The sequence below is a fragment of the Ascidiimonas aurantiaca genome, assembly GCF_037646345.1.
Lineage (GTDB): Bacteria > Bacteroidota > Bacteroidia > Flavobacteriales > Flavobacteriaceae > Ascidiimonas > Ascidiimonas aurantiaca.
The window spans coordinates 87,043-111,294 of record NZ_JBBEWR010000011.1 but is presented as its reverse complement, the minus strand read 5'-3'; the positions used below and the strand labels follow the sequence as shown (position 1 = coordinate 111,294).

Annotated in this window: 25 protein-coding genes and 2 tRNA genes; 6 read left to right on the top strand and 21 right to left on the bottom strand. The window is 39.9% G+C overall.

The window, feature by feature from the left end:
- Positions 1-164: 164 nt before the first annotated feature.
- From WAO84_RS12330 to proS, 16 genes are all read right to left on the bottom strand, one after another.
- Entirely contained in the window at positions 165-1,313 is a 1,149-nt protein-coding gene (locus WAO84_RS12330; RefSeq protein WP_340066126.1) for a glycosyltransferase family 4 protein, read from the bottom strand.
- Complete coding sequence (locus tag WAO84_RS12325) at positions 1,304-1,564, bottom strand: hypothetical protein (RefSeq protein WP_340066125.1); 261 nt, start codon at positions 1,562-1,564, stop codon at positions 1,304-1,306. Before WAO84_RS12325 ends, WAO84_RS12330 begins: the two co-directional genes overlap by 10 nt.
- Complete coding sequence (locus tag WAO84_RS12320; RefSeq protein ID WP_340066123.1) at positions 1,552-2,961, bottom strand: hypothetical protein; 1,410 nt, start codon at positions 2,959-2,961, stop codon at positions 1,552-1,554. Before WAO84_RS12320 ends, WAO84_RS12325 begins: the two co-directional genes overlap by 13 nt.
- Positions 2,958-4,085, bottom strand: coding sequence for a UDP-N-acetylglucosamine 2-epimerase (neuC, locus tag WAO84_RS12315; protein ID WP_340066122.1), 1,128 nt, complete (start codon positions 4,083-4,085; stop codon positions 2,958-2,960). The genes WAO84_RS12320 and neuC overlap by 4 nt, the downstream gene beginning before the upstream one ends.
- Positions 4,067-5,137, bottom strand: a complete 1,071-nt coding sequence (locus tag WAO84_RS12310) for an N-acetylneuraminate synthase family protein (RefSeq protein ID WP_340066120.1) — start codon at positions 5,135-5,137, stop codon at positions 4,067-4,069. Before WAO84_RS12310 ends, neuC begins: the two co-directional genes overlap by 19 nt.
- 13 nt (positions 5,138-5,150) lie before the next feature.
- Positions 5,151-5,813: an acylneuraminate cytidylyltransferase family protein gene (locus tag WAO84_RS12305; protein ID WP_340066119.1), complete on the bottom strand. Its 663-nt coding sequence runs from the start codon at positions 5,811-5,813 to the stop codon at positions 5,151-5,153.
- Positions 5,814-6,287, bottom strand: coding sequence for a hypothetical protein (locus tag WAO84_RS12300; protein ID WP_340066117.1), 474 nt, complete (start codon positions 6,285-6,287; stop codon positions 5,814-5,816).
- 4 nt (positions 6,288-6,291) lie between these two features.
- Complete coding sequence (locus WAO84_RS12295; RefSeq protein ID WP_479686285.1) at positions 6,292-7,233, bottom strand: glycosyltransferase family 2 protein; 942 nt, start codon at positions 7,231-7,233, stop codon at positions 6,292-6,294.
- Between the two features lie 35 nt (positions 7,234-7,268).
- Positions 7,269-7,985, bottom strand: coding sequence for an O-methyltransferase (locus WAO84_RS12290; protein WP_340066115.1), 717 nt, complete (start codon positions 7,983-7,985; stop codon positions 7,269-7,271).
- Entirely contained in the window at positions 7,982-9,241 is a 1,260-nt protein-coding gene (locus WAO84_RS12285; RefSeq protein WP_340066114.1) for an ABC transporter ATP-binding protein, read from the bottom strand. The genes WAO84_RS12290 and WAO84_RS12285 overlap by 4 nt, the downstream gene beginning before the upstream one ends.
- 10 nt (positions 9,242-9,251) lie before the next feature.
- A complete protein-coding gene (locus WAO84_RS12280; RefSeq protein WP_340066112.1) occupies positions 9,252-10,106 on the bottom strand; it encodes an ABC transporter permease in 855 nt (284 codons plus the stop codon).
- A gap of 121 nt (positions 10,107-10,227) precedes the next feature.
- A complete protein-coding gene (locus WAO84_RS12275) occupies positions 10,228-11,214 on the bottom strand; it encodes an SDR family NAD(P)-dependent oxidoreductase (protein ID WP_340066111.1) in 987 nt (328 codons plus the stop codon).
- Between the two features lie 249 nt (positions 11,215-11,463).
- A complete protein-coding gene (gene rpsT, locus WAO84_RS12270) occupies positions 11,464-11,718 on the bottom strand; it encodes a 30S ribosomal protein S20 (RefSeq protein WP_340066110.1) in 255 nt (84 codons plus the stop codon).
- A 58-nt stretch (positions 11,719-11,776) separates the two neighbouring features.
- Positions 11,777-11,848 (bottom strand) — tRNA-Glu (locus WAO84_RS12265).
- A 68-nt stretch (positions 11,849-11,916) separates the two neighbouring features.
- A tRNA-Glu gene (locus WAO84_RS12260) sits at positions 11,917-11,988 on the bottom strand.
- An 82-nt stretch (positions 11,989-12,070) separates the two neighbouring features.
- Positions 12,071-13,546, bottom strand: coding sequence for a proline--tRNA ligase (gene proS / locus WAO84_RS12255; RefSeq protein ID WP_340066109.1), 1,476 nt, complete (start codon positions 13,544-13,546; stop codon positions 12,071-12,073).
- A 99-nt stretch (positions 13,547-13,645) separates the two neighbouring features.
- Between proS and WAO84_RS12250 the strand changes: the two genes are divergently transcribed.
- Complete coding sequence (locus WAO84_RS12250) at positions 13,646-14,728, top strand: hypothetical protein (protein WP_340066108.1); 1,083 nt, start codon at positions 13,646-13,648, stop codon at positions 14,726-14,728.
- Positions 14,729-14,759: 31 nt separating this feature from the next.
- Complete coding sequence (locus tag WAO84_RS12245; RefSeq protein WP_340066107.1) at positions 14,760-16,274, top strand: OmpP1/FadL family transporter; 1,515 nt, start codon at positions 14,760-14,762, stop codon at positions 16,272-16,274.
- 56 nt (positions 16,275-16,330) lie between these two features.
- Here WAO84_RS12245 and WAO84_RS12240 read toward each other — a convergent pair whose 3' ends face one another.
- On the bottom strand, positions 16,331-17,653 hold the full coding sequence (locus WAO84_RS12240) for a T9SS type B sorting domain-containing protein (RefSeq protein WP_340066106.1): 1,323 nt from the start codon (positions 17,651-17,653) through the stop codon (positions 16,331-16,333).
- Between the two features lie 130 nt (positions 17,654-17,783).
- Between WAO84_RS12240 and folE the strand changes: the two genes are divergently transcribed.
- The 4 genes from folE (at position 17,784) to WAO84_RS12220 (ending at position 21,088) form a co-directional block, all read left to right on the top strand.
- A complete protein-coding gene (gene folE / locus WAO84_RS12235; protein WP_340066104.1) occupies positions 17,784-18,464 on the top strand; it encodes a GTP cyclohydrolase I FolE in 681 nt (226 codons plus the stop codon).
- Positions 18,465-18,478: 14 nt separating this feature from the next.
- Positions 18,479-19,963, top strand: coding sequence for a cysteine--tRNA ligase (cysS, locus tag WAO84_RS12230; protein ID WP_340066103.1), 1,485 nt, complete (start codon positions 18,479-18,481; stop codon positions 19,961-19,963).
- Positions 19,964-20,017: 54 nt separating this feature from the next.
- Entirely contained in the window at positions 20,018-20,242 is a 225-nt protein-coding gene (gene yidD, locus WAO84_RS12225) for a membrane protein insertion efficiency factor YidD (protein WP_340066101.1), read from the top strand.
- A gap of 84 nt (positions 20,243-20,326) precedes the next feature.
- A complete protein-coding gene (locus tag WAO84_RS12220) occupies positions 20,327-21,088 on the top strand; it encodes a CDP-alcohol phosphatidyltransferase family protein (RefSeq protein ID WP_340066100.1) in 762 nt (253 codons plus the stop codon).
- A gap of 73 nt (positions 21,089-21,161) precedes the next feature.
- Here the strand turns inward: WAO84_RS12220 and lptB are convergent, their stop codons facing one another.
- The 4 genes from lptB to WAO84_RS12200 form a co-directional block, all read right to left on the bottom strand.
- Positions 21,162-21,902, bottom strand: coding sequence for an LPS export ABC transporter ATP-binding protein (gene lptB / locus WAO84_RS12215; RefSeq protein ID WP_340066099.1), 741 nt, complete (start codon positions 21,900-21,902; stop codon positions 21,162-21,164).
- A 146-nt stretch (positions 21,903-22,048) separates the two neighbouring features.
- Complete coding sequence (locus WAO84_RS12210) at positions 22,049-22,399, bottom strand: carboxymuconolactone decarboxylase family protein (protein ID WP_340066097.1); 351 nt, start codon at positions 22,397-22,399, stop codon at positions 22,049-22,051.
- On the bottom strand, positions 22,383-23,216 hold the full coding sequence (gene tatC / locus WAO84_RS12205; protein ID WP_340066096.1) for a twin-arginine translocase subunit TatC: 834 nt from the start codon (positions 23,214-23,216) through the stop codon (positions 22,383-22,385). Before tatC ends, WAO84_RS12210 begins: the two co-directional genes overlap by 17 nt.
- Positions 23,216-24,181: a KpsF/GutQ family sugar-phosphate isomerase gene (locus WAO84_RS12200; protein WP_340066095.1), complete on the bottom strand. Its 966-nt coding sequence runs from the start codon at positions 24,179-24,181 to the stop codon at positions 23,216-23,218. The genes tatC and WAO84_RS12200 overlap by 1 nt, the downstream gene beginning before the upstream one ends.
- Positions 24,182-24,252 lie beyond the last annotated feature (71 nt).

The window sequence follows — 24,252 nt, the reverse complement described above, 5'->3', positions numbered from 1 at the left end:
ATATTTTGGAAGGGCTTTTGTGTAATATCTGAACCTTTTATGTTCGAGCAACCGAGAAGGAAGTTTTGGTAACCTCCATACCACTACTAAAGGGTTCCCACTGGAAAGAAACAAGAAAATATGTTTCTTTTTATATTCAAAAAGTTGTTCTTTTTTAAAGTGATTCATGTATGTTTTGTCACAATAGTTTTGTAAAAATCTATATTCTTTTTTATGGTAGCCTGTAGTGAAAAGGATTCTTCTATTCGCTTTCGGGCATTTTTTCCATAGCTTTTAGCCTGTTCCTGGTTGGTAACCATAAAAATAACGGCTTTTTTAAATTCCTGATGATTTTTAGGGTTTATCATAATACCTGTAATGTTTTGTATCATAATCTCCGGTGCCCATCCTATATTAGAACTAATAAAGGGCTTTTCCATAGCCATAGCTTCCAGCCACGTCATGGGAAAGGCTTCGGCAAAGCTGGGGAGCACTACGATACCTGCTTTTGCTATTTCCGATCGTATTTGTGAATAGGGAAGGGGTGCTGTATATGTTACTCTATATTTTGCCTTTTCACTTAGCAAAGAGTAGAACATTTGCAAAGTAGAACTCCCGGTGAATGTATCTGTACTGTCTCTTCCTATAAGTTGTAATCTGAACAAATCGTTTTCTTCTACCAGTTTATTAAACACAGAAGCTAGCTCTAGGACGCCTTTTTTTCTGATAATGGTTCCAAAATACAATAACAAATAAGGATTGGTTTGGCTGGTGTGGTTTAAAGAAAACAAGGATGTGTCGATCCCGTTGTGGATGACGGTAACGTCTTTTTTAAGATGAAAAAGTTTTTTGGTAAGTTTCCGGGTAAAGGCACTTACGCTAATAAGGTAATCGGCCTGTTGTAATGCTTTCTTCTCAAGTATGTAGTTTTTGAACTTCTGTCTCCTTCCTTCCAGATGACAAAAATAAGCGTCTGTACCATGCATTCGTATAACAAGAGGTGCCCTGAGACGAATAAAAGCGGTTAATCCTGTCCAGTCGGGAGCTTCCAGAATGTCAATTTTTAATTGGGTTACCTTAGTATTGATATACTTTTCGTAATACTTACGACGAAAATACCAGTTCAGTAAAGGCGATTTAGGAGGCGCAATACTATGTATATGAATATGGTCTTCTGTCCAAACCTCTTTTTTTGTATCCTGGATAAGAAAAATGGTTACCTGTACAGACTCTTTAACCAAAGCCTGGCAGAGGTTTTTAATACTGGTAGCGAGCCCGCCCCATGAGGTACAGTTTTTACAGGGATACTCAGAAGTTATAAAGCCTATATGCATATCTCTAATAATTTACCATATTCCTGTACCCTACTATTGAGATGATAATGTTCTTCAATTTCCTGAAATGTATGACTTTTCATAGTCGGGGCTCCTTCCGGAATTTTGTGTATTATATTTTTAAGCGAATTGATACCACCAGGAGAAAAAAGGCCCCTATTTTTTTGATTAACTATGATCTCCCGGTTATTGCTCATCCTCTCCGGGTGTAAATGATCATCATGAGTAATATTGCCTTTTAGGATATACATAATATTAATTGTTCTGCGATACGTTCACTAGTGTTTTTCAAAGGTCGGCCAACCTGTAATTTAAGCATTTGCTGGCGTTCCAAGCTGTTTTTTTTAGGATGGTTAAGATATACCCTAATGGCTTCAATTAACTCTTTTTCATTGGTAGCAATGATTACCGAACCGCTCTCGGCTACCGGTTTATAATGTGCATACTTCAAAAACCGTTGATCATCATAAAGGGAATTATCTGTATTGCCAAAAACCGGGTTTATTACAGGCTTGTCAAAAACCATAAAATCCAGGCTCATGGTAGAACACATATTAATACCCACATCGCAGAATTCAAGAATGGCTCTTAAGTCCTGAACATCTTGTGATTCTGGTACTCTCTGGGACCAGGGTTCTGAGTGCGAGGGCCGTAAAAGGGGCCATCGCGGATGGTTCCATGCAATAAAGGGATAACGTTCTTTTGTAGAGAGAAAACGCTCGGGTGATTCGGCCGGAGAAGTTCTTACTAAAAAATTAACCGGTTCACTAAATACATTATTTTTAATAGCTTTGGCTATGGTTTCAATATAAACAGGATCGTTTTTACTGGTTGAAACATCTCCACAACTAAAACAAATGGTTTTGATGTTTTTATCCAGTTTATTTTTTATGTAAAATTCATTTCTGTCGCATTTATAAATATCCATGGTATAAGGTTCAAATTGCGGCATCCCTACTACAAAAATGGTCTCTTGCTTAATAGTGCTGTAAAAGTGCAGCAGATCCTGTTTCATTAGATCACTCCAAACTAAAAAATAATTGAAATTTCCGGCCATTCTACCTTTGGAAGCCAGATTATCCCAACTAAATATAAATGAAGCTGTAGGGATTTTTGCTTTCTCAGCAGCATAGATCACCGGGGCAATGTACGAAGGTCTTTGGTGCGTAAAAAACAATATATCAGGTTGGTACTTTCTAAGTAATAGCTTGTATTTTTTGGTGGACGGATGATTTTTAAAACTTAGCTGTTGTAAGTAATTGTAGATACCGATATAAAATTCACTGTTAAAAACAGAGGCCCACTTAAAAATGAAACGGGTAAGCCTTCCTCTTCTGTTTTTTTGGGTATTGTAGGTAATTGCCAAATTATCCTGAATGCCAAAGTTTCCTTTTTTGTGACGTTGTAAATGCGCATTTTCTTTGAGTTTGCGAAAAAACCAGGTGTAACCTGATTCTTTGAAATCATCCAGCTCTTCAATAATGATCCCGTTCAGGTCTATAGTATCATAGGCATGGCGGGGCAGCCCTGAAAAGATAACGATATGTTTGAAACGTTTTCGGGCTTCCTCCGGGAAGGTACTGAGCATAAAGTTTCTAAAACCCACACCGTCAACAATAACTAACCCTAATGTTTTTTGTTTAGTCATAAGCGATCCAAAAATTGTTTTTGAGCGTTTATATTCCAAAAGGTATTGGTTTTAAGGCAGGAAAGAAATGTTTTGGCACTATTTCCCGAGCCAAATTCGTTGGCATGAGAAGTTCCGGTCTGCAGGTCACTTTCAATAGCTTTGATAATATCGGTTTTTTCATAAGATGTATTTACTATATGGGCATGCAGCGCTCTGTTTTCCTGCCGGGTACCAATATTAATGGTGGGTACTCCGTAATAAGGCGCTTCCCGTATCCCGGCACTGCTGTTCCCAATGATGAAGCGGGCATGTTTTAACAGAGTGAGGAAATATTCAAACCGAAGGGAGGGAAAAACTCTAAAATGCTTGTTAGCCTTAATACGATCATACGCAGCAAGTATGGCAGAACTTCCCATATCATTGTTGGGGTATATCACTACATATTGTTGTTTTGATTGTATAAGGGCTTCTATAAAATTAGTAGCGTATTCTTTCATTTGTGACGCCTCTGTAGTTACCGGATGGAACATGGCCATGGCGTAAACAGGAAATTCAATTTCATAATAAGCTTTGGCTTCGGTTAATAAGGGAAGTGTATCTGAAAACATAATATCAACATCGGGAGACCCTATTTTAAAAATAGATTCGGGGACCTCTCCCATTTGAATGAGCCTGTTACGGGCTGTATCATTGGCCACGAAATGAATATGGCTCATTTTGGTAACGGAATGGCGAATGAGCTCGTCCACGGTTCCTGATATTTCTCCTCCTTCAATATGGGCTACAAGAATGTTGTTTAGAGAGCCGGTAATGGCTCCTGCCAGGGTTTCAACACGGTCTCCGTGCACGACAATAAGATCGGGACGGGTTTTTTTTACGTACTGAGAGAATCCTTCAATAGTTTTTGCAAGGGTGAGCTCCATTGAGGTTTCTGAGGTATAATTTTCAAATGTATTAATATTCTTAAAACCACATCTTTCTATTTCCAGAAGGGTATAGCCATAGGTTTTCATAAGGTGCATACCGGTTACAAAAACATGCACTTCAAATTCTTTTTGCCCTTCCAGAATAGTAATAAGTGACTTTATCTTTCCAAAATCAGCTCTTGTTCCGGTTAGAAAGATTATTTTTTTTGTTTCCATCTTTTGGGGTCTTCAATATCAGACCATTGCAATTGCTGGTCATTCTGTATTTTTTTTGAGGCTTTTTTTCCCAGAATACTTTCAAAATGCTCTGCAGCGATCTCTCCGGTTCCCGGGCGTTTTACCCAAATATTGTTTTTGGTTAGCTTTTCTCCTTTTTCAATAGGGGCTATAGCACAAACGGTGGCAAAGGCAAAATCTATGGTCACTTTTTCTTCTTCAGCCGGTTTTTTAGTGCCTCCCCGCATTTCCCATATTTCCTTACTCCCTATAATCAGGTTGGCACATTCACTTTCATCCATGCTACAAATAATATCGGGGCCCGGCCTGTCTTTCGTATCAGTAAAATGCCTTTCCAGTACAGAGGCTCCTAAAGCGGTAGCTCCGAGGCAGGCATTGTTGTTGAGTGTATGATCACTCAAACCGAATACTTTGTCGGGAAATGCCTTATGGAGTTCCATCATGGCACCAAAACGCACCAGTCTTGGAGGAGTGGGGTACAGATTGGTAGTGTGAAGTAATGCCAAAGGTACTTTGTACTTTTCAAAAATGGAAACAGCTTTACGAACACTTTCCAGGGTATTCATACCGGTACTTAGTATTACGGGTTTGCCAAAACAGGCAATATGCTCAAGTAAGGGGTAGTTATTACATTCACCACTGCCAATTTTAAAGGCGGGAATATCAAAGCGTTTAAGACGCTCGGCAGCAGCTCTTGAAAACGGAGTGGATATGAACAGCATTCCTTTGCTTTCTACATATTGTTTTAAAGCGTACTCTTCTTCTTCATTTAACGCGCAGCGTTTCATAATGTCGTAGATAGATACTGAAGCATTACCGGGAACTACTTTCTTGGCGGCACCACTCATTTCATCGTCAACAATATGAGTTTGGTGTTTAACAATTTCAACACCTGCACGAGATGCTGCATCTACCATTTGCTTGGCAACCGTAAGGGAACCTTCATGATTAATACCTATTTCAGCAATGACCAGGGGAGGAAAGTCTGGTCCTGTTTTTCTGTTTCCTATTTCAATGTAGGGTTTTGGCATACGTAAGGTTTTCTTATGGGTAATTTTCCAGGTACCACAATGCTTTTTTAAAATCGTGCTCAGTATCAATATCTACTTCGGCATATGGGTGATCTACAATAAAAGGAAAAGGAGCCTGGCCGCTTATTTTTCCCTGCAATATAATTTCAGACCGTATAATATACAACAATCCGTTCTCATAATACTCAGGGGATAAATCCTGACCGCGTTGTCCCAGACTGTAATTGGCGGGTACAAACGTATTATCTTTTATGTAGCCTGTTTTTCGATGATTTGTGGAAACGGTAATCAGATTTTCAGGGGTATGCTCCAAAAACGTTTTATACGCTTCTTTAAGCAGGTTTTGCGGTCTTAACGGATTGGTGGGTTGTAAAAGAATAACATGGTCATATGTATTTTCAAGATTTTTTAAAGTGTGCTCCAGGGCCGTAACGGTGGGTTCCAGGTCACCACTGAGTTCCGGAGGTCTTTTAACTACCGCTGCTCCGTGTTTGCGGGCCATCTTAGCGATTTGGTCACTATCTGTTGAAACCACAATATCATTGATTATTGATTGGTTTTTTTGTGCAAACAAAATGCTGTGCACAAATAAAGGGAGCCCGTTAAAAGGGAGCATATTTTTATCAGGAAGCCTTTTCGATCCTGCTCTTGCGGGTATGATAGCGATATTTCTCATTTAAATACTCTTACAAATCCTTCGCAGCCCTATAACAGGCATGGGCAGGGTTTTTATTTTTTTATAATGTTTAGTTCCAGGATTTTCTCTCTGGATAAAATTGAAGGAGGAGATACAAACTCTCATAACGGCTTTTCCCATACCCTTCATATAACGGATATCTGTTACCCTGTATTTTGTAAAATTATCGAAATACAATTTTACGATCTTACAGACCCTGAAAAGAAAGGGATCATAAATGAGATAATAAAAGGAGGCGTTCTTAAGTTTTTTTGCAAGGCGAAAACAGTTCTCTCCCTTTTGTTTTTTGTGTATCTGGTTAATTCTGTGATACACCTTGATATAGTTAGAACATTGTATCTCAAACACTTCGGTTTTTACCCAACCTAATACCTCTTTGAGAAATACCAGGGTTTTTCGCAGTTCTTTTTTCTGGTTAAACGCAATTACATGTATGGATGCTTCTTTCAACATCTTCTTATTTTATGTTAGCGGTCTTAAACAGAGAATCGTTAAAAAAAACACTTCCTTTGCCCAGGAGGCTAAAAGAAAATGCACCCGCTAAAAAGCGCACCCCCCATGATAAGAACCGCCATTCATATTTGAAAGCTTTTAAGTAGGATCTTAGAAATAACTTAAAAGGTTTTTCGTTTTTTGCAGCCAGTAAGGGATAAAGTTTTAGCTGTTTTCGTAGTAAAAAAAACAAAGCATCGCGGCCAAGCTTTTCCTGTTTAACCAAGTTAATTTGTCTGGTCAGGGCAAAAAAGTGAGAGTATATAACGTCGGGTTGAGTCTGGTTTGAAATAGACTCTGCATGTTGCCTGTAAAATGTTAAACAGTCTTTTAAAAACAAGATTTTCGGGTTTTCCAGTAACATTCTAATATGGAAATCCCGGTCTTGACCAATAAACAGACTTTCATCAAATAGTATTTTATTGCTTAAAAAAGAACGGTTCCAAAAACCATCGGGTAAATACCAGGTAATTTTTTGGGTAATAAAATCTTGCAGAACGTTTTGGGAGGGTCGGGTTCGTTTTTGTTCATAAAGAATATGGGTTATGGCTTTTTCAAAAATAGCGCTTCTTGAAATTAATAAGTCGGTATCTTTTTTTACTGCGCCCACTCTAGTATTCAGAGAATCCCTGTGCATGATATCATCACTGTCAAACCATTGTACCCAGTCACCTTTACAGATTTTTAAACCGTAATTTCTACAGGCATTGGCACCTTTAGGGATGGTTTCAGGTCGTTTTAGATACTGAAACCTGTTATCTTTTTGTATATAAGCATTCAATACGTTTTCGGTGGTATCGGTGCTACCGTCATCGATCACAATACACTCCCAGTCTGGATAGGTTTGTTCCCGAATACTATCAAGTGTTTCCGGTAGCAGATGGGCACGGTTATACGTTGGGATGATAATGGAGACCAGCGGGTTAATAATAAAATGAGGTTTTAGTAAACAAACGGTGTATTTTTAAGGGTGTTCCCACTTTGGAAAACTGTATATCTTCCATAGGTTTCATAAGGGATCCCGAGAATTCTTTTCCATTCTTCGGTGATAATTTGTTCATCTTTTCTGTTGGTATCGTCAAGGAGAACGGTAAAATTATCAGATAAATGATCTTTAAAAAAAGGTATTGCAGAAAACCTGGAATAATCACATAATGAGCCTTTGGGTCCGTCTACAATTATTAAATCCCATGTTGGGCCTGACAGAAAAGGGAATAAAGGTTTCGTCTCGTACCATGTGTGCTGTGTTTTTAATTTTATAGATTGATCTACAGTATTTAAAGGTGCATAGACAAATTTAACCTGCTTTTCACAATCCAGATCTTTCAGAATCCTGTTTTGATGTAAAATCCACTCTTCGTTGTTATCTATGGATATAAACTGAATATCCAGTTTGTGTTGTTCAATTAATAAAGCTATGAACACTGTAGATAGACCGGAACCGAATTCTATGATGTTTTTCCGTTTGTTTATAAGAATGTCATTGAGAATAAAAACAATAGCGGAAGGAGCCATTGACCAGGAGGTGATAGGAAGGAAATAAGGTTTAGGAAGTAACTGGTTAAGATGCGCTAATGCAAAATCTTCACGGATCAAAACATTTGTTTTTTTGATCAATACTCTGGATTCTTTAAGATTTTTTAATGTCTTTCTGATCATACGGTCTGTATCGTATAGTTTAATAATATATCTCCCTGAGACCTTGGCACAACCTTGCCATTATTGTAAAAATCGCCTTCTTTTACTTCAAAGGTAAATGCATTTTGTATCCAGTCATAAATCTCGCCATTACCGGTTAAATACAGAGTTACATGATAGCTGCCCTGGTTCAAAGGGTTTTTGGGTACTGTTATCAATAAATTTTCTAGCGGGGAGTTGGCTGCTTTAAAACTTACTTCAGTGCTTAACCAGGAAATTCTGGTGCCAAATTGAGAGTCAATACGCATATCCATCCTTACCTCTTTATCACTTATATTTTGGGGGTTTAAAAATGTAAAAGCTATGTTTAAAACTGAACCTGAAGTAGAATTGGAGTCGGTGCTATTTCCGTAAACGGAGACACTTTTAAACAATATTTTTCTGTTTCCCTGTCTTTCTGTAATATTTTGCAGGTTTGTTTTAGATTGTCCTTTCAAATACATAGAAATGATATCCTGGGTTTCGCCGTTTGCCACTATTGCCCCCTGCTTCAGGAGGATACAGCGGTTACATAAACTTTGTACCGCAGCCATATTATGGCTTACAAACAAAACAGTACGTCCGTTACCCTGAGATATGTCCTGCATTTTGCCAATAGCCTTTTTCTGAAACTCAGCATCTCCTACAGCCAGCACCTCATCTACTACCAGTATATCGGGCTCCAGATGAGCGGCTACGGCAAAGGCCAGTCTTACTTTCATACCGGATGAATATCGTTTAACAGGAGTATCTATATAGCGTTGGCAGCCACTAAATTCTATGATCTCTTCAAGTTTTGAAGATATCTCCAATTTTGTCATTCCCAGGATAGCGCCATTTAAGTAAATATTTTCGCGACCGGTTAGTTCGGGATGAAAACCGGTGCCTACTTCAAGAAGAGAAGCGATTCGTCCTCGGGAACGAATAATTCCGGTAGTAGGTGAAGTTACTTTGGAAAGTATTTTTAGCAATGTAGATTTACCGGCTCCGTTTTTCCCGATAATCCCGAGAACTTCTCCTTTCTCAACCTCAAAAGAAATATTTTTCAAGGCCCAGACATATTCATTTTTCCCTAATTGGGTTTGATTGTTTAGTTCTCCCACCTGCAAATAGGGGTCCTGTTTCCCACGCAATCTGTGCCACCAACGGTTAAGGTCGTGTGAAAGTGTGCCGGTTCCTATTACACCCAAACGGTATTGTTTGGAAATGTTCTCAGATCTTAAAATTACTTCAGACATAGGAGGCCTTTTATATAGTATCTATAAACGACTTTTCAGTACGGTTAAATGTTAAAATACCTATTAGCAAAACAACTATGCTAAAGATACAACTATAAATAAAGCTTCCCCAGGTAAAAGTACCCTGACCAAGAAAACTGTATTTAAAGATCTCAAAAAGGGGAGTTAGAGGATTTAGCTCGGCGATCCATCGATACTGGGTGTTTATTTGCGATAAGGGATATACTACCGGAGTAGCATACATAAGAAGGCTAACACCAAATTTCACCAAAAATGTGAGATCCCGGTATTTGGTGGTCAAAGATGATATGATCATTCCTGCACTTAATCCCAGAAGCCCCATAAGTAACACCAAAACCGGAAAAAGTATAAGAAGCTTATTGGGCTTTGCAGAGGTTTCGGTAAAAAAAACAAAATAGCCTAAAGTGGCTAAAAACAGGAAAAGCTGAATTAAGAACTTTCCCAGGTTGGAGATCACTATTGATAGCGGAAGTACTATTCTGGGAAAATATACTTTGCTGAAAATAGCCTCATTTTTTTTAAACGTGTCTGATGTAAGATTAAGACATTCTGCAAAATAATTCCAGGCCACAATACCAGAGAGGTAAAAGAGTATAGGGGGAACGCCATCTGTTGGGATATTGGCAATTTTACCAAATACCACCAGAAAAACGATAGTGGTCATAATAGGTTGAATAAAAAACCAGAGAGGACCAAGAATGGTTTGTTTATATACTGTTACGATATCACGCTTTACAAACAGCCAGAGAAGGTCCCGGTATTGCCAAATTTCTCGAAGGTTGAAGTCTAAAAGACCTCGACGAGGAGTAATCTCAAAAAGCCAGTTTTCTTTTGTTTTTTTCATGTATTAGGTCGGGGCTTTTACGCTTACTGTGTAAATTTAACAATCTTTGAGTATTCAACGCTCCCCTTGTGGTTTCATTGTCTAACAAAAAAATAAAGAAATGTACATAAAGCTTTTTAGTTTAGATCTGATAACCATTAACCCGATAAAATTCCTGATTTTTTTTATTGGAAAACCATGCAATCGTTTGGTCAATTCCTCTTTCAAAAGGAGTTTCGGGTTTCCAGAGCGTGCGTTCTGAAAACTTAGTGGCATCTCCCAGCAATCTAAAAACTTCACTTTCTGAAGGGCGTAATCTTTCTTTTTGGGTAACCAGCGATGTTTCTGGGTTTATTTTACTAATTAGCATATGTGCCAGTTGGTGTATGGATATTTCTTTTCCCGAACAAATATTGTAGGTATTACCGGCCAATTCTGGCTTTTTTCCTGTTTCTGCAAAAGCTTTTACGAGATCATCGATAAAGGTGAAGTCTCTGGTGGGAGTAGTGTTACCCAGTTCAAGCATTTGGGTTTTAGAGAGTAGTTGTATAATTATGGCAGGAATAATGGCTCGGGTAGATTGCCTCGGGCCAAAAGTATTAAAGGGCCTTAAAATAGTAACGGGAAGCCGGTAGCTTTTAAAGAAGGACCAGGCCAAAGCATCAGCAGCTACCTTAGAAGCCGCATAAGGAGACTGTGGCTGTATCCTGTGCTCTTCATTAATGGGAACTCGTATGGCAGTACCGTAAACCTCAGAGCTGGAAGTTACTATAAGGTGCTCAATGTCATGATCTAAAGCCGCTTGAAGAATGTTGAGGGTGCCGTTTACGTTAGTATCTATAAAAGAAGAAGGAGCTATATAGCTGTAGGGAATACTTATGTGAGCTGCTAGATGGAATACAGTATCACAATCTTTCATGGCTTTGTAAAGCGTGTTACGGTCACGTATATCTCCGGGGCTTATTTCAATATTGTCAAGAGTGTTTTTAGGAAACGTATCGAGCCACCCTTTCGAGCCGTTTGCAGTGTACAGGCAAAAGGCTTTTACATCAAAACCTTCTTGCATTAATGTTTCTGCTAAATGCGATCCTATAAAACCTTCGGCTCCTGTAATCAGCACTTTTTTCATGGGGTCATAGAGTATTTACGGAAATGATTTTCAACTGGCCGGTTATTTGAGCCTGTTAAAATCTATATATGAACCTACAATATACTCCGGGAAGAATTAGGATACAAATACAAACCGAATAAAGATATAACAGTTTTTTAAAATGGTATAAAAAATAAATAGCTATCGTTTGTAAGGTATTGATACGGGCAAATAAAAAAAGCCTTGTGGATACACAAGGCATAATATATTCAATATTTTAATATCGTCTTAGGAGAGCGAAGCGATGTGACGCGTTAAACTGCTTTTTAAATTAGAAGCTTTATTCTTGTGAATAATGTTTCTTTTTGCAAGTTTATCGATCATAGAAATTACTGAAGGCAGCAATGTAGCCGCTTCTTTCGCATCTTCCGTATTACGGAGTTTTTTGATAGCATTACGCGCAGTTTTGTGCTGATATCTATTTCTCAGCCTTTTGGTTTCACTGCTGCGAATTCTTTTTAACGCCGACTTATGATTTGCCATTTTTAACTTAAATTTTAATCGGAAGCAATACGCTTCCTCATCTTCATAAAAATTCTAGTAGTCCGTAGGGGAATCGAACCCCTGTTACCAGGATGAAAACCTGGCGTCCTAACCCCTAGACGAACGGACCAAAATAAAGCGGTTTACTACTATTACCTACAAGTAATTCTTAAACCGTTATGTCATTGAACTTTTTAGTAGTCCGTAGGGGAATCGAACCCCTGTTACCAGGATGAAAACCTGGCGTCCTAACCCCTAGACGAACGGACCATTTTTTTGTTTTATCGCGGATGCAAAAATACAACTATTTTTAAAAGCTGCAAGAGTATTAATTTTTTTTTCACTAAAAAATTTAATACGCTTTTGCAAACAAAACTCTTCGGTTGGAAGGTTTTCCGCTAAGAATACAACTGCCATTTTCAGTGTTGCTATTCAAAGGGATGCACCGAATGGTAGCCTTAGTCATATTTTTTATTTTTTCTTCAGTTTCCGGAGTTCCGTCCCAGTGAGCAGCCAGAAACCCTCCTTTGCTTTCTAAAACCTCTTTAAACTCATCAAAAGTATTTACTTCTGTAATGTGAGCATCGCGGTAAGCACGGGCTTTCTCAAAAATGGAGCTTTGTATATCTTTTAACAAAAAGGTAATTCTTTCAATTACTTCGGTCTCATTTACCGTCTCTTTGGCAAGTGTATCTCTGCGGGCAATTTCATAAGTACCGTTTTCAAGGTCACGTTGCCCTATTGCAATTCGAATAGGGACTCCCTTTAATTCGTATTCATTAAACTTCCATCCTGGTTTGTGAGTATCTCTGTTATCAAATTTTACAGACACGCCATTTTGTCGAAGGCTTTTAATAAGAGGAGATACTTTTTCTGTAATAGCATCCAGTTGCTCTTTTCCTTTGTATATAGGCACGATCACTACCTGAATAGGAGCCAGATTAGGGGGAAGTACCAAACCGTTGTCATCACTATGGGTCATTACCAGAGCGCCCATCAACCGGGTGGACACTCCCCATGAGGTAGCCCATACAAATTCTTGTTTTCCTTCTTGCGTGGCAAACTTCACATCAAAGGCTTTGGCAAAGTTTTGCCCCAGAAAATGTGAGGTACCTGCCTGTAATGCTTTCCCGTCCTGCATAAGGGCTTCAATGCAATAGGTCTCTTCGGCTCCGGCAAAACGCTCACTTTCGGTTTTTACACCTTTTATCACAGGTACGCCCATATAGTTTTCGGCAAAATCGGCATAAACATTCATCATTTGTTCGGCCTCGGCTATGGCTTCATCACGGGTGGCATGTGCTGTGTGTCCTTCCTGCCATAAAAACTCAGTAGTTCTTAAAAACAGGCGTGTGCGCATTTCCCAACGCACTACATTGGCCCATTGATTAACCATAATGGGAAGGTCTCTGTATGACTGCACCCATTTTCTATAAGTATCCCAGATAATAGTTTCAGAAGTGGGGCGTACAATAAGTTCTTCTTCCAGTTTGGCTTCAGGATCTACAGTAAGCCCACTACCGTCGTCTGCATTTTTTAATCTGTAATGCGTTACAACGGCACATTCTTTTGCAAAGCCCTCTACATGGTCTGCCTCTCTGCTGAGGTATGATTTGGGAATAAAAAGGGGAAAATAGGCATTTTCATGGCCGGTTTCCTTAAACATTCTGTCAAGTTCGGCCTGCATTTTTTCCCAGATAGCATACCCGTAAGGTTTAATGACCATGCAGCCTCTAACACCTGAATTTTCGGCCAAATCTGCCTTTACAACCAATTCATTGTACCATTTGGAGTAATCTTCGCTGCGTTTGGTTAAGTTTTTGCCCATGATTAAGTACTTTGGCACAAATGTTGTGACTTTGTTAAATAGAAAAAATAGTTCGGCAAAACTAACTATTTTTGTAATGTACAACAATAAAATTTTGCAATGATGATAACTTCTACTTCCCTTACGCACAAAATATTATTGTTGATACCCTTTGGAGCCATTCTGTTAAGCGGTTGCGGATCGTATCAACAATCTTCGTATTACGATAACGACGGGATCTATGGGACTCCCGAGACGGCTACGGAAAGGCCGGTTAGACCAACTTCTCAAACCACACGAAATACACAACAGACAGTGCAGGCCAATGCCGCGTCTGCAGGATATCAGCAATACTTCGGCCAAAAAGCAGATGAGTATGAACAATTGCTGAATGCTCAAAATGAGGTATTTACAGATATCGATAGTTATTCAAGTCTTCCTCAGGACAGCACAGGAGTAGTGACTCAATACCGTAATGAATACCAAACCGGTTTTGGTGGCTGGGGAGATAACCCTCAGGGTACCTCGATCTTTATTTACGACACCCCTGGTATGTGGGGTGGCTGGGGTCCTGGCTGGGGCTGGGGCGGCGGTTGGGGCCTTGGCTGGGGCTGGGGTGGTTTTGCTGATCCCTTCTGGGGTCCCGGCTGGGGCTGGGGCGGCGGATGGGGCCTTGGTTGGGGCTGGGGTTGGAACAACTGGGGCTGGGGCGGATGGGGCCCTGGCTGGGGTTGGAACAACTGGTGGTTTCCCAACAATAATTTTTACGGTAGAAGATTTGCCTACAATGCGGGTAGAAGAGGTTTTTACGGTCGCAATGGAGTTGCGAGAAATTCAGGCAGGTCATCCCTGGGCAACAGAAACGGATATTACCGCAGTAATGGAAGTGGCTACAGAAGATCTGGTAGCGTTTCAGGATATTCAAGAGGTTATCGAAACAGCGCAAATATAGGAGACAGAGGACGGGGTAGAAGCAGTGGTGGCGATTATCGCTCTTCGCGTTCTTCCCGAAGTTCATATGGCAGAAACTCAGGTTCACCCAATCGTAATTATGGAAGAAGTAATTCGTCTTCCAGAAGAAACTCCGGATATTCAAGATCGTACGGGGGGTCCCGATCCAGCGGTTCTATGAGATCAGGCGGAGGTTCCCGTTCTTCAGGAGGTAGCAGAGGAGGAGGTTCCAGAGGAAGGGGTCGCGGATAAAATGAATTCATCAATCTAAAACACTATTTTTATGAAAAGAATGATTTGTACGTTGGCGGTTTTAATGACTGCAGCGACCATTAGTGCTCAAAGTATAGGAGATGTGGTTCGTTATGGTACCGAAAACATTCGTGGAACGGCCCGTTTTCAGGGAATGAGTGGGGCATTTGGGGCATTGGGTGGAGACATGTCTGCCATAAATATCAATCCTGCCGGCTCAGCGGTTTTTGCCAATAGCTTTCTTACCATTACCGGTAGCAATTACGATGTAAACAACCAAACCAGGTACTTTAACGGCTTTAGTGAAACATCCTTTAATAACATAGAACTTAATCAATTAGGAGGTGTATTTGTTTTTGAAGATACCAATCCGGGAGCCACAGGCTGGAAAAAGTTTTCCCTGGCCTTTAATTATGATCTCGTCAATAATTTTGATAATGAGTTTTTGGCTTCAGGGCAGAGTAACCAGTCTATTGATGAGTATTTCTTGAATTTTGCCAACGGCGTTCCTTTTGGAGCGATCCTTATTCAGCCTGATGAATTTATTGAAGACGCTTATTTAAATATTGGTTCAAGTCTCGGTTTTACTCCCCAACAGGCTTTTTTAGGGTACTTTGGTGGGATCATAGACCCGGTAGATTTTGATGATGATGACAATACTGTTTACGTGTCTAATGCCGATTTTGAAACTGTTAACCAGGATTTTTTACAGGTAACTACAGGACATAACGCCCGGTTCACTGCAAATTTTGCAGGGCAATACAACGATAATTTTTATCTGGGAGCATCTCTTAATTTTCATGATATTGAATATGAAAGGCTCACACGTTTTGACGAAAGCGGATATAATCAGGATTCACCCTTGCAATTTGTGAATTTCGATAACCTGCTTCGTACGTTTGGTAATGCGTTTTCTTTTAATGTGGGGGGGATTGCCAGACTTAATGAAAATGTTAGGGTAGGAGCCAGCTATCAGTCGCCTACTTGGTATCGTCTTACCGACGAATTATCGCAAAGTATCAACTCAAACCTGGCTGATAGTGAAATAGAATTTATTAATTTTTCACTGGTAAATGTTTTTCCGGACTATCGCATTTTTATTCCTTCAAAATTAACGGGAAGCCTGGCATTGGTTTTTGGCCAGCAGGGCCTTATTAGTTTTGATTACAGTTATCAGAATATGGCCAATGCAGAGCTAAGGCCTGCTTCAGATATTGATTTTGCTACAGTAAACAATGCTATAGGAGATCAGTTAAGGGCGGTGTCTTCATACCGTATTGGCGGGGAATACAAAATAGAAAGGGTAAGCTTGAGAGCAGGATACCGATTTGAACAAAGTCCTTATGAAGATGGAAATGCACTGGGCGATCTTACCGGTTTCTCAGCCGGATTAGGGTATAGTTTTGGTGCTACGCGACTCGATTTGGCGTATAGCAGGTCTGAACAGGAGATCAATCAGCGATTGTTTGATACCGGATTACCACAACCTGCAAATATTGAGAGTGTATTATCAAATATTATTTTATCCCTGAGCTTTAACTTGTAACATATGAATATGGGTACATAAGACAAGGGCCGGTTTTTAACCGGCCCTTGTATTTTTTATCGTTTTAAAGAAAAGTGACTTTTTATTTCTTTCTGTACCGGAGTTCCTCCTGTAGTATCAATATATACAAACCGAAACCAATAATCACTGGAAGGTAAGGGTCTTCCGTTAAAAGTGCCGTCCCATCCGGTACCTCCGGGTTGTAGTTGTTTAAGTAGTTTACCATAACGGTCAAATATGAATACAGTAGCGGCATTAAAGGTATCCATGCCGGCAATTTGCCAGGTATCGTTTATGCCGTCTCCATTGGGAGTGAAAAATTTAGGGTAACCGGCTACGAGCACTTCTTGTGTAGTACTGCCGCATCCGTTTTTATCATTTACGGTAACCTGATAAAGGCCGGGAGCAATATTTATGAAGTCGTGACTGTCCTGATACGGCCCGTTATTCAGACGATATTCATATTCACTGGGGCCATTGACTATGACTTTTATACTGTTGGTATCAGAAAGGTCTTCGACCATAATATCGGCTATCTCAGGGGCTCCCAGAAAGGTAACGACTACTTCATCCTGAAAAACCTGGGAAGGGGTGTTTACAATAACTGAGTAGGTGCCCGAAACAGAATTGGTAATAATGAGTTCGGGGCCTGTCTCTGCCAGTGGTTGTGGGCCGAGGCCGGTATCCAGGAACCATGAGTAACCGGTGGCACCAAACTTGGTGGCGTTCAATGTAACTTCTTCTCCCTCACAAACTAATCTGTCCAGTCCTAGAAATTCGTTAATGATCGAACAATCCAATCCGCTACCATCAGGGTTGTCGTCAATAAGCTGTCCGGTAAATTCAATAGAGAACCCTACAGGATTACCTGAAAAATTGGTATTGAAATTGTTAATAAAAATAAGGTATTCTTCTCCTTCGGTTACATCCAGCCATGTGTCATACTCCATAGACTGATCGCCTGTAGCGGGATCAATACCCACTCCTGTAAAACCGGTGGTGCCTGTCTCATAATTGCACCGTATAGGATTGGTAAGATCACCACAACCCGAATCGGGGCCATATACTGCGAAATCCCAATCCTCATTAGGGGAAAGGAACTCTATATTAAAACCTAACTGGCCGTTGCCTCCTGCCCGTATCCGGTACCAGGCTGAATTATTTTCTATCGTGGCAACTGCCAGTCCGCCTTTAAAAAGGCAGCCGGAGTTAAATGCTTCATTGAAATCATCATCGCCCATGCCATCTACAAAGCCAATAATAGGCCCATTAGCAGCACAAACAGGAATGGCAGGATTGCAATCGGGCGCAGTTACCTGTGCTACACTCATAAAATAAAAAAAGGAAAGTAAAGCAGTAACAAACAGAGATTTGTTCATGTTTAGATGGGGTTCTGTCTTTAAAATCTTGTTAAATCGTTTCAGATGATTTACTTATTTGACAATAACGAAAAAAACTTCGTTATATTGGCTATCTTTGCAATCTTATTATCGCAAGATTGTAACAATAATGAAAATAGACAGCGCACTGGAAGAACAGTTTGATGAGTTAGGGGATGATCATGTTTCGTCTTCCTCAGAAACCCCTCTGAGAGAAGATGCCTTTGAATTATCTGATGAAGAAAAGATCGCTCAGATAGAGAGCAATGTATATGAGATTATGGAAACCCTGGGGTTAGATCTTACAGATGATAGTCTGAAAGGAACTCCAAAGCGGGTAGCTAAAATGTTTGTGAAAGAAGTTTTTGGAGGGCTCCATCCCAGAAGAAAACCGGGGGCATCTACCTTTCTGAATAAGTATAAGTATGGAGAAATGCTGGTGGAAAAAAACATTACTGTGTATTCTACCTGTGAACACCACTTACTCCCCATAGTAGGAAAAGCTCATGTAGCATATATTTCAAATGGAAAAGTAGTGGGGCTCTCCAAAATGAATCGCATTGTAGATTATTATGCCAAAAGGCCACAGGTTCAGGAGCGAATGACCATTCAGATCGTTAAAGAGCTCCAAGATGTTTTGGGTACCGAAGATGTAGCGTGTATAATAGACGCCAAGCACCTGTGTGTAAATTCCAGAGGAATACGTGATATTGAAAGTAGTACCGTAACTTCTGAGTTTGGCGGTCGTTTCAAAGAAAAAGAAGTAAGACGTGAATTACTGGACTACATTAAACTGGATACCCAATTTTAACCTGCAAATGGCATATGCAACGTTATAAGGAACAAGAACTAAAGATATATAATTCACTTACCGGGCAGAAAGAACTTTTTACACCTATTAATGAAGGCTATGTAGGGATGTATGTCTGCGGGCCAACGGTTTATAGCAATGTACATCTCGGTAATGTACGCACCTTTATGTCTTTTGACGTTATCTTTAGGTATTTGCGTTATCTGGGCTATAAAGTAAGGTATGTTCGCAATATAACAGATGCCGGTCATCTTGAAAACGATGCAGATGAAGGAGAAGACCGTATTGCTAAAAAAGCGAGGCTGGAACAAATAGAGCCCATGGAGGTGGTACAGCGCTATACGGTTGATTTCCATACGATATTGCAAAGATTTAATTTTCTTCCGCCCAGTATTGAACCTACGGCTACCGGTCACATTATAGAGCAGATCGAGATTATAAAAGAGATCATTGAGAAAGGATATGCCTACCAGGTTAATGGTTCTGTATATTTTGATGTGGTAAAGTTTAACGATTCGCATAAATACGGTAAGCTTAGCGGAAGAAATATAGAAGAGCTTATACACAATACCCGTGAACTTGCAGGACAATCAGAAAAAAAGAATCCTCAGGATTTTGCTCTTTGGAAAAAAGCAGAACCTCAGCATATCATGAGGTGGCCCTCTCCCTGGAGTGACGGTTTTCCCGGGTGGCACCTTGAGTGCACCGCCATGAGTACCAAATACCTGGGAGAGCAATTTGATATTCACGGAGGAGGAATGGACCTTAAGTTTCCGCATCACGAATGTGAAATAGCCCAGGCAGAGGCCTGCAATGGCCATGCACCCGTAAATTATTGGATGCATGCTAACATGCTTACGCTCAATGGTAAAAAAATGGCTAAATCTACCGGGAACAATATTCTCCCCGGAGAAATATTTACAGGAGAAAATACTATTCTGAGTAAGCCCTTCGCTCCTTCGGTAGTTCGTTTTTTTATATTGCAGGCACATTACCGAAGTATTCTCGATTTTAGTAATGATGCATTATTAGCTTCCGAAAAAGGTTTTAACCGGCTCATGGATGCCATGCATGCACTGAATGAACTCCCTATCTCATCTCAAACTAAGGGCTTTGATACCTGCACTTGGTCTCAGGACTGTTTTGAAGCCATGAATGATGATTTTAATACACCCATTCTTATTGCAGGTTTATTTGAGGCGGTGAAATTCATCAATCAGGTAAAAGAAGGGAATGCAGCGGTAAGTCAACAGGATCTTGATCTATTGAAAGAGGTCATGGGAGATTTTGTGTTTGATATTTTGGGATTAGTAGATCAAATAGCCGAAGAAGATAGCGCAGATAAGTTAAACAGTGTAGTAGAGTTGCTTATTCAACTACGTTCAGAAGCGCGTGCAAATAAAGATTTTGCTACTTCAGACAAGATACGTGACCAACTGGCCGTTATGGGAATACAGTTAAAAGATGGTAAAGACGGTACTACTTTTTCCATTGAATAACGTTAATTTTCAGGACTCATACAAACATTTTGAGTGATGGGAAAGCAAAATAATTTGATCAAAAAAATGCTCATTGCTCCTTTTCTTGTAGTGGTACGCTTATATCAATATCTTATTTCTCCCCTTACACCCGCTACCTGCCGGTACTCTCCTTCCTGTTCACACTATACGGTTGAAGCACTTAAAAAACACGGGCTTTGGAAAGGTGGGGCACTGGCCGTAAAGAGAATTTCCAGGTGCCACCCATGGGGTGGAAGCGGGTATGATCCGGTACCCTAACGAAAGGGAGTTATACATCGGAGTATTTTTAATTTGAAGATGTGTACATTGTATTAAATTGTATTTTTACCAAAACCCTTATACATGAAAAAGCATATTCCTAATATACTTACCTTAATGAATTTGTTTTGTGGCTGTATTGCTATAGTTTTTGCTATGGAAAATCAATTGGAAATGGCAGCACTCTTTGTTTTTTTAGGAATTGTATTTGATTTTTTTGATGGCCTGGCAGCGCGGCTTTTAAAAGTACAAAGTGCACTGGGGTTACAACTGGATTCTTTGGCAGATGTAGTTACTAGTGGGGTTGTACCCGGTATTGTAATGTTTAAACTTTTTCATTTGGCCTCTCCAAACTGGTACACTTGGGACTCGGTTACTACAAATGAATCTTTGATAGTCTGGAAAGATATTTTTGCATCGGGTTTGCCTCTGGCAGGTTTTCTCATTACTCTGGCTGCAGCATACCGCCTGGCCAAATTTAATATAGACGAGGAGCAGGCTACCTCTTTTATTGGGTTACCTACTCCTGCCAATGCCCTTTTTGTAATGTCATTACCCCTTATACTGGCATATCAGGAAAATGATGCCATTAATCAAATTATTGTAAATCAGTGGTTCTTGCTTATAATTACTATACTAAGCGCAATCATCATGAATGCACGACTGCCATTATTTGCACTTAAGTTTAAAAGTTTTTCTTTTAAAGATAATGCAGTGCGATACACATTCTTATTGTTTAGTTTAGTGCTTCTTATTGTGCTTAAGTTTGCTGCTTTGCCGCTTATTATTCTCCTTTATATAGCGCTTTCTTTTATAGCGGGAACTTTTTTTAAAAAAGCAATTTGATCAAAATTTCACTAAGTTTTAAGAGTGTGCTTTGTCTTTGCAGAAAGGGGAGAGATCTTGAAAAAAACAGAAGTTAGAAAGAAAGTTTCTTTTTTCGTAACTCAAAGTTTTTGCCGAGATATACTTTTCTAACCATTTCATCGGCAGCCAGATCTTCAGGTTTCCCTGCTTTTAGAATACTTCCTTCAAACATAAGATAAGATCGTTCTGTAATCGCAAGGGTTTCCTGTACATTGTGATCGGTGATCAGAATACCAATATTTTTATTCTTTAATTGGGCTACAATACGCTGAATATCTTCTACGGCTACAGGATCTACACCTGCAAAAGGTTCATCCAGAAGAATAAACTTTGGGTCGGTTGCCAGTGCCCGTGCTATTTCGGTACGCCTTCGTTCCCCTCCGGAGAGAAGATCACCTCTGCTTTTGCGAATATGGCCGAGACCGAACTCTTCAATAAGCGCTTCCATTTTGGCAAGCTGTTCTTTTTTTGAGAGTTTTGTAAGCTGGAGTACACTTAGAATATTATCTTCGATGCTTAATTTTCTGAAAACAGAAGCTTCCTGAGCCAGATAACCAATGCCATTCTGTGCCCTTCGGTACATGGCGTATTTGGTGATCTCCATATCATTTAGGTAAATAGCGCCTCCGTTAGGTTTTATAAGCCCCACGATCATATAAAATGAAGTAGTTTTTCCGGCACCATTAGGCCCCAACAGGCCTACAATTTCACCCCGGTTTACTTCCAGAGAAATGCCCTTTACTACCTTTCGTCCTTTATAGGACTTCATTATGTTCTCGGCTCTAAGCTTCATATGGCAAATAAGAAGGTGCTAAAATAGCGAAAAGAAAACTATTTATCCTGTCACTTTGTACTACTTTAACGGTTTTACTAAAAAAGTGAAAGCCAGGCAACGCCTGCAATGTTTTTTGAATACGGGAGCTTTTAATAGGTTGATAACTAAGGATTTTTAGACTCCAGTGCATCCCAAAATTCATAAGCACGCCTTAAATGAGGTATCACAATAGTGCCGCCTACCAAAGTGGCAATAGCCAGAGTTTCTTTTACTTCTGCTGCTGAAACACCTTCTTTATGACATGTTTCCAGGTGGTAGCTAATGCAGTCATCACATCTTAATACGGCAGAGGCAACCAGGCCTAAGAGTTCTTTGGTTTTAACATCCAGCGCTCCCGGCATATAGGCATTGGTATCCAAATTAAATATCCTTTTAATGATCTTGTTATCATCACTAAGGATCCGCTCATTCATTCGGGTTCTGTAGTCGTTAAATTCTTTAACTGGGTCTGACATGTTTTTTGGCTTTTCGTTCCTGATTTCTCAATACAATTCGCGATATATGAATACTTACTTCGTACAAGATTAAAATGGGGATAGAGACTACAACCTGACTGGCAATATCGGGAGGGGTGATCACTGCAGACAGAATAAGAACAATAACCAGGGCAAACTTGCGGTACTTTCTCAGAAATGCAGGGGTTACCAAACCTACTTTCGTAAGGAAGTAGATAATTATAGGAAGTTCAAAAATGAGTCCGCAGGCAATTACCGAAGCTCGAATAGTGCCTATGTATGAGCTAAGGTCTATATCGTTAAAGACTTCCTGGCTTACCTGATAGCTGGTAAGGAAGTTTACAGACAGGGGAGCGATAACAAAATACCCGAACAGGACACCTGCAAAGAAGAGTAAAGAGGCAATAAAAATAAAACCTCTGGCATTTTTGCGTTCGTTTTCATAGAGGCCCGGGCTTATAAATTTCCACATTTCATAGAGTATATATGGGAAGGCAAGTATAAAACCGGCCCAAATAGCGGTCCATATATGTGCAGAAAACTGCCCTGCCATGGTTCTACTCTGTATCCTGAATGTCATTTCATTGGCACAGAAGGTTTCGTCAAGGCCCATACTTTTAGAAAGGTCGCAAAATACCCGGTAGGTTATAAAATTGGGGTCTTTAGGCCCAAAGAGAATAACATTAAATATAAAATCTTTGGCCAGAAAAGCCACAATACCTACCAGAACCACAGCAATGGTAGATCGTATAAGGTGCCATCTCAGTTCTTCCAGGTGATCCAGAAATGACATTTCATTTGTTTCTTTTTTCGCCATCAAATAATACCTTCTTTAATCAGGTTATGTAAATGGATCACTCCGGCATAATTTCCCTTTTCTTCTACCAGTAACTGGGAGATGCCGTTTTCTTCCATCATTTCTAGAGCATCCACCGCCATCGCATCTGCTTCGATGCGTTTTGGGTTGGACGACATGATATCACGTGCCGTAAGTGTACTGATATCATTGTATTTATTCAGCATTCTTCTTACATCACCATCTGTAATAATGCCTACAATAGTATTATTTTCGGTTACGGCAGCTACCCCTAGCATTTTTTCAGATATTTCAACAATTACATCTTTTACATGCGTTTCGGGTGTGACCCTGGGCTTCATATTGACAGATGAGATGTCATGCACCCGCAGATATAGTTTTTTACCCAAAGCCCCTCCGGGATGGTATTTTGCAAAATCCTTGCTGCTAAATCCGCGCATTTCCAGAAGGCAGATAGCAAGCGCATCTCCAACAACCAATTGAGCGGTAGTACTGGTAGTAGGAGCCAGGTTGTTAGGGCAGGCTTCTTTTTCTACATAGGCATTTAGTACATGATCTGCATGTAAGCCTAAAAATGATTCTTTATTTGCAGTAATGGCCACCAGTTTATTGCCACCACTTTTAATAAGAGGTACTAATACTTTTATTTCGGGAGTATTACCGCTTTTTGAAATACAAATAACAACATCGTTAGATTGTATGGTGCCCAGGTCTCCATGAATAGCATCGGCTGCATGCATGAAAATAGCAGGCGTTCCGGTAGAGTTCATGGTCGCCACAATCTTAGTGGCAATAATAGCGCTTTTTCCGATTCCGGTGATAACTACTCGTCCCTGTGAGCGATAGATAAGTTCTACCGTATCAGAAAATTCACTATCAATATAAGAGATCAGATTTTTTATAGCGTTCGCTTCCGTTTCCACAACCTTTTTTGCAACGGAAATGATGGAGTTTTCAAGGCCCAAAATTTTCGGTTTTTTGTTTTTGTAAAATTAAAGAATGTTTTATCTTTAGTAGTACAAATGTATGTAAAATA

What these genes read in the sequence shown, in the direction of transcription:
- WAO84_RS12330 (WP_340066126.1), bottom strand. Translation starts at nt 1,313, where the DNA reads ATGCATATAGGCTTTATAACTTCTGAGTATCCCTGTAAAAACTGTACC.
- WAO84_RS12325 (WP_340066125.1), bottom strand. Translation starts at nt 1,564, where the DNA reads ATGTATATCCTAAAAGGCAATATTACTCATGATGATCATTTACACCCG.
- WAO84_RS12320 (WP_340066123.1), bottom strand. Translation starts at nt 2,961, where the DNA reads ATGACTAAACAAAAAACATTAGGGTTAGTTATTGTTGACGGTGTGGGT.
- neuC (WP_340066122.1), bottom strand. Translation starts at nt 4,085, where the DNA reads ATGGAAACAAAAAAAATAATCTTTCTAACCGGAACAAGAGCTGATTTT.
- WAO84_RS12310 (WP_340066120.1), bottom strand. Translation starts at nt 5,137, where the DNA reads ATGCCAAAACCCTACATTGAAATAGGAAACAGAAAAACAGGACCAGAC.
- WAO84_RS12305 (WP_340066119.1), bottom strand. Translation starts at nt 5,813, where the DNA reads ATGAGAAATATCGCTATCATACCCGCAAGAGCAGGATCGAAAAGGCTT.
- WAO84_RS12300 (WP_340066117.1), bottom strand. Translation starts at nt 6,287, where the DNA reads ATGTTGAAAGAAGCATCCATACATGTAATTGCGTTTAACCAGAAAAAA.
- WAO84_RS12290 (WP_340066115.1), bottom strand. Translation starts at nt 7,985, where the DNA reads ATGATCAGAAAGACATTAAAAAATCTTAAAGAATCCAGAGTATTGATC.
- WAO84_RS12285 (WP_340066114.1), bottom strand. Translation starts at nt 9,241, where the DNA reads ATGTCTGAAGTAATTTTAAGATCTGAGAACATTTCCAAACAATACCGT.
- WAO84_RS12280 (WP_340066112.1), bottom strand. Translation starts at nt 10,106, where the DNA reads ATGAAAAAAACAAAAGAAAACTGGCTTTTTGAGATTACTCCTCGTCGA.
- WAO84_RS12275 (WP_340066111.1), bottom strand. Translation starts at nt 11,214, where the DNA reads ATGAAAAAAGTGCTGATTACAGGAGCCGAAGGTTTTATAGGATCGCAT.
- rpsT (WP_340066110.1), bottom strand. Translation starts at nt 11,718, where the DNA reads ATGGCAAATCATAAGTCGGCGTTAAAAAGAATTCGCAGCAGTGAAACC.
- proS (WP_340066109.1), bottom strand. Translation starts at nt 13,546, where the DNA reads ATGGGCAAAAACTTAACCAAACGCAGCGAAGATTACTCCAAATGGTAC.
- WAO84_RS12250 (WP_340066108.1), top strand. Translation starts at nt 13,646, where the DNA reads ATGATGATAACTTCTACTTCCCTTACGCACAAAATATTATTGTTGATA.
- WAO84_RS12245 (WP_340066107.1), top strand. Translation starts at nt 14,760, where the DNA reads ATGAAAAGAATGATTTGTACGTTGGCGGTTTTAATGACTGCAGCGACC.
- WAO84_RS12240 (WP_340066106.1), bottom strand. Translation starts at nt 17,653, where the DNA reads ATGAACAAATCTCTGTTTGTTACTGCTTTACTTTCCTTTTTTTATTTT.
- folE (WP_340066104.1), top strand. Translation starts at nt 17,784, where the DNA reads ATGAAAATAGACAGCGCACTGGAAGAACAGTTTGATGAGTTAGGGGAT.
- cysS (WP_340066103.1), top strand. Translation starts at nt 18,479, where the DNA reads ATGCAACGTTATAAGGAACAAGAACTAAAGATATATAATTCACTTACC.
- WAO84_RS12220 (WP_340066100.1), top strand. Translation starts at nt 20,327, where the DNA reads ATGAAAAAGCATATTCCTAATATACTTACCTTAATGAATTTGTTTTGT.
- lptB (WP_340066099.1), bottom strand. Translation starts at nt 21,902, where the DNA reads ATGAAGCTTAGAGCCGAGAACATAATGAAGTCCTATAAAGGACGAAAG.
- WAO84_RS12210 (WP_340066097.1), bottom strand. Translation starts at nt 22,399, where the DNA reads ATGTCAGACCCAGTTAAAGAATTTAACGACTACAGAACCCGAATGAAT.
- tatC (WP_340066096.1), bottom strand. Translation starts at nt 23,216, where the DNA reads ATGGCGAAAAAAGAAACAAATGAAATGTCATTTCTGGATCACCTGGAA.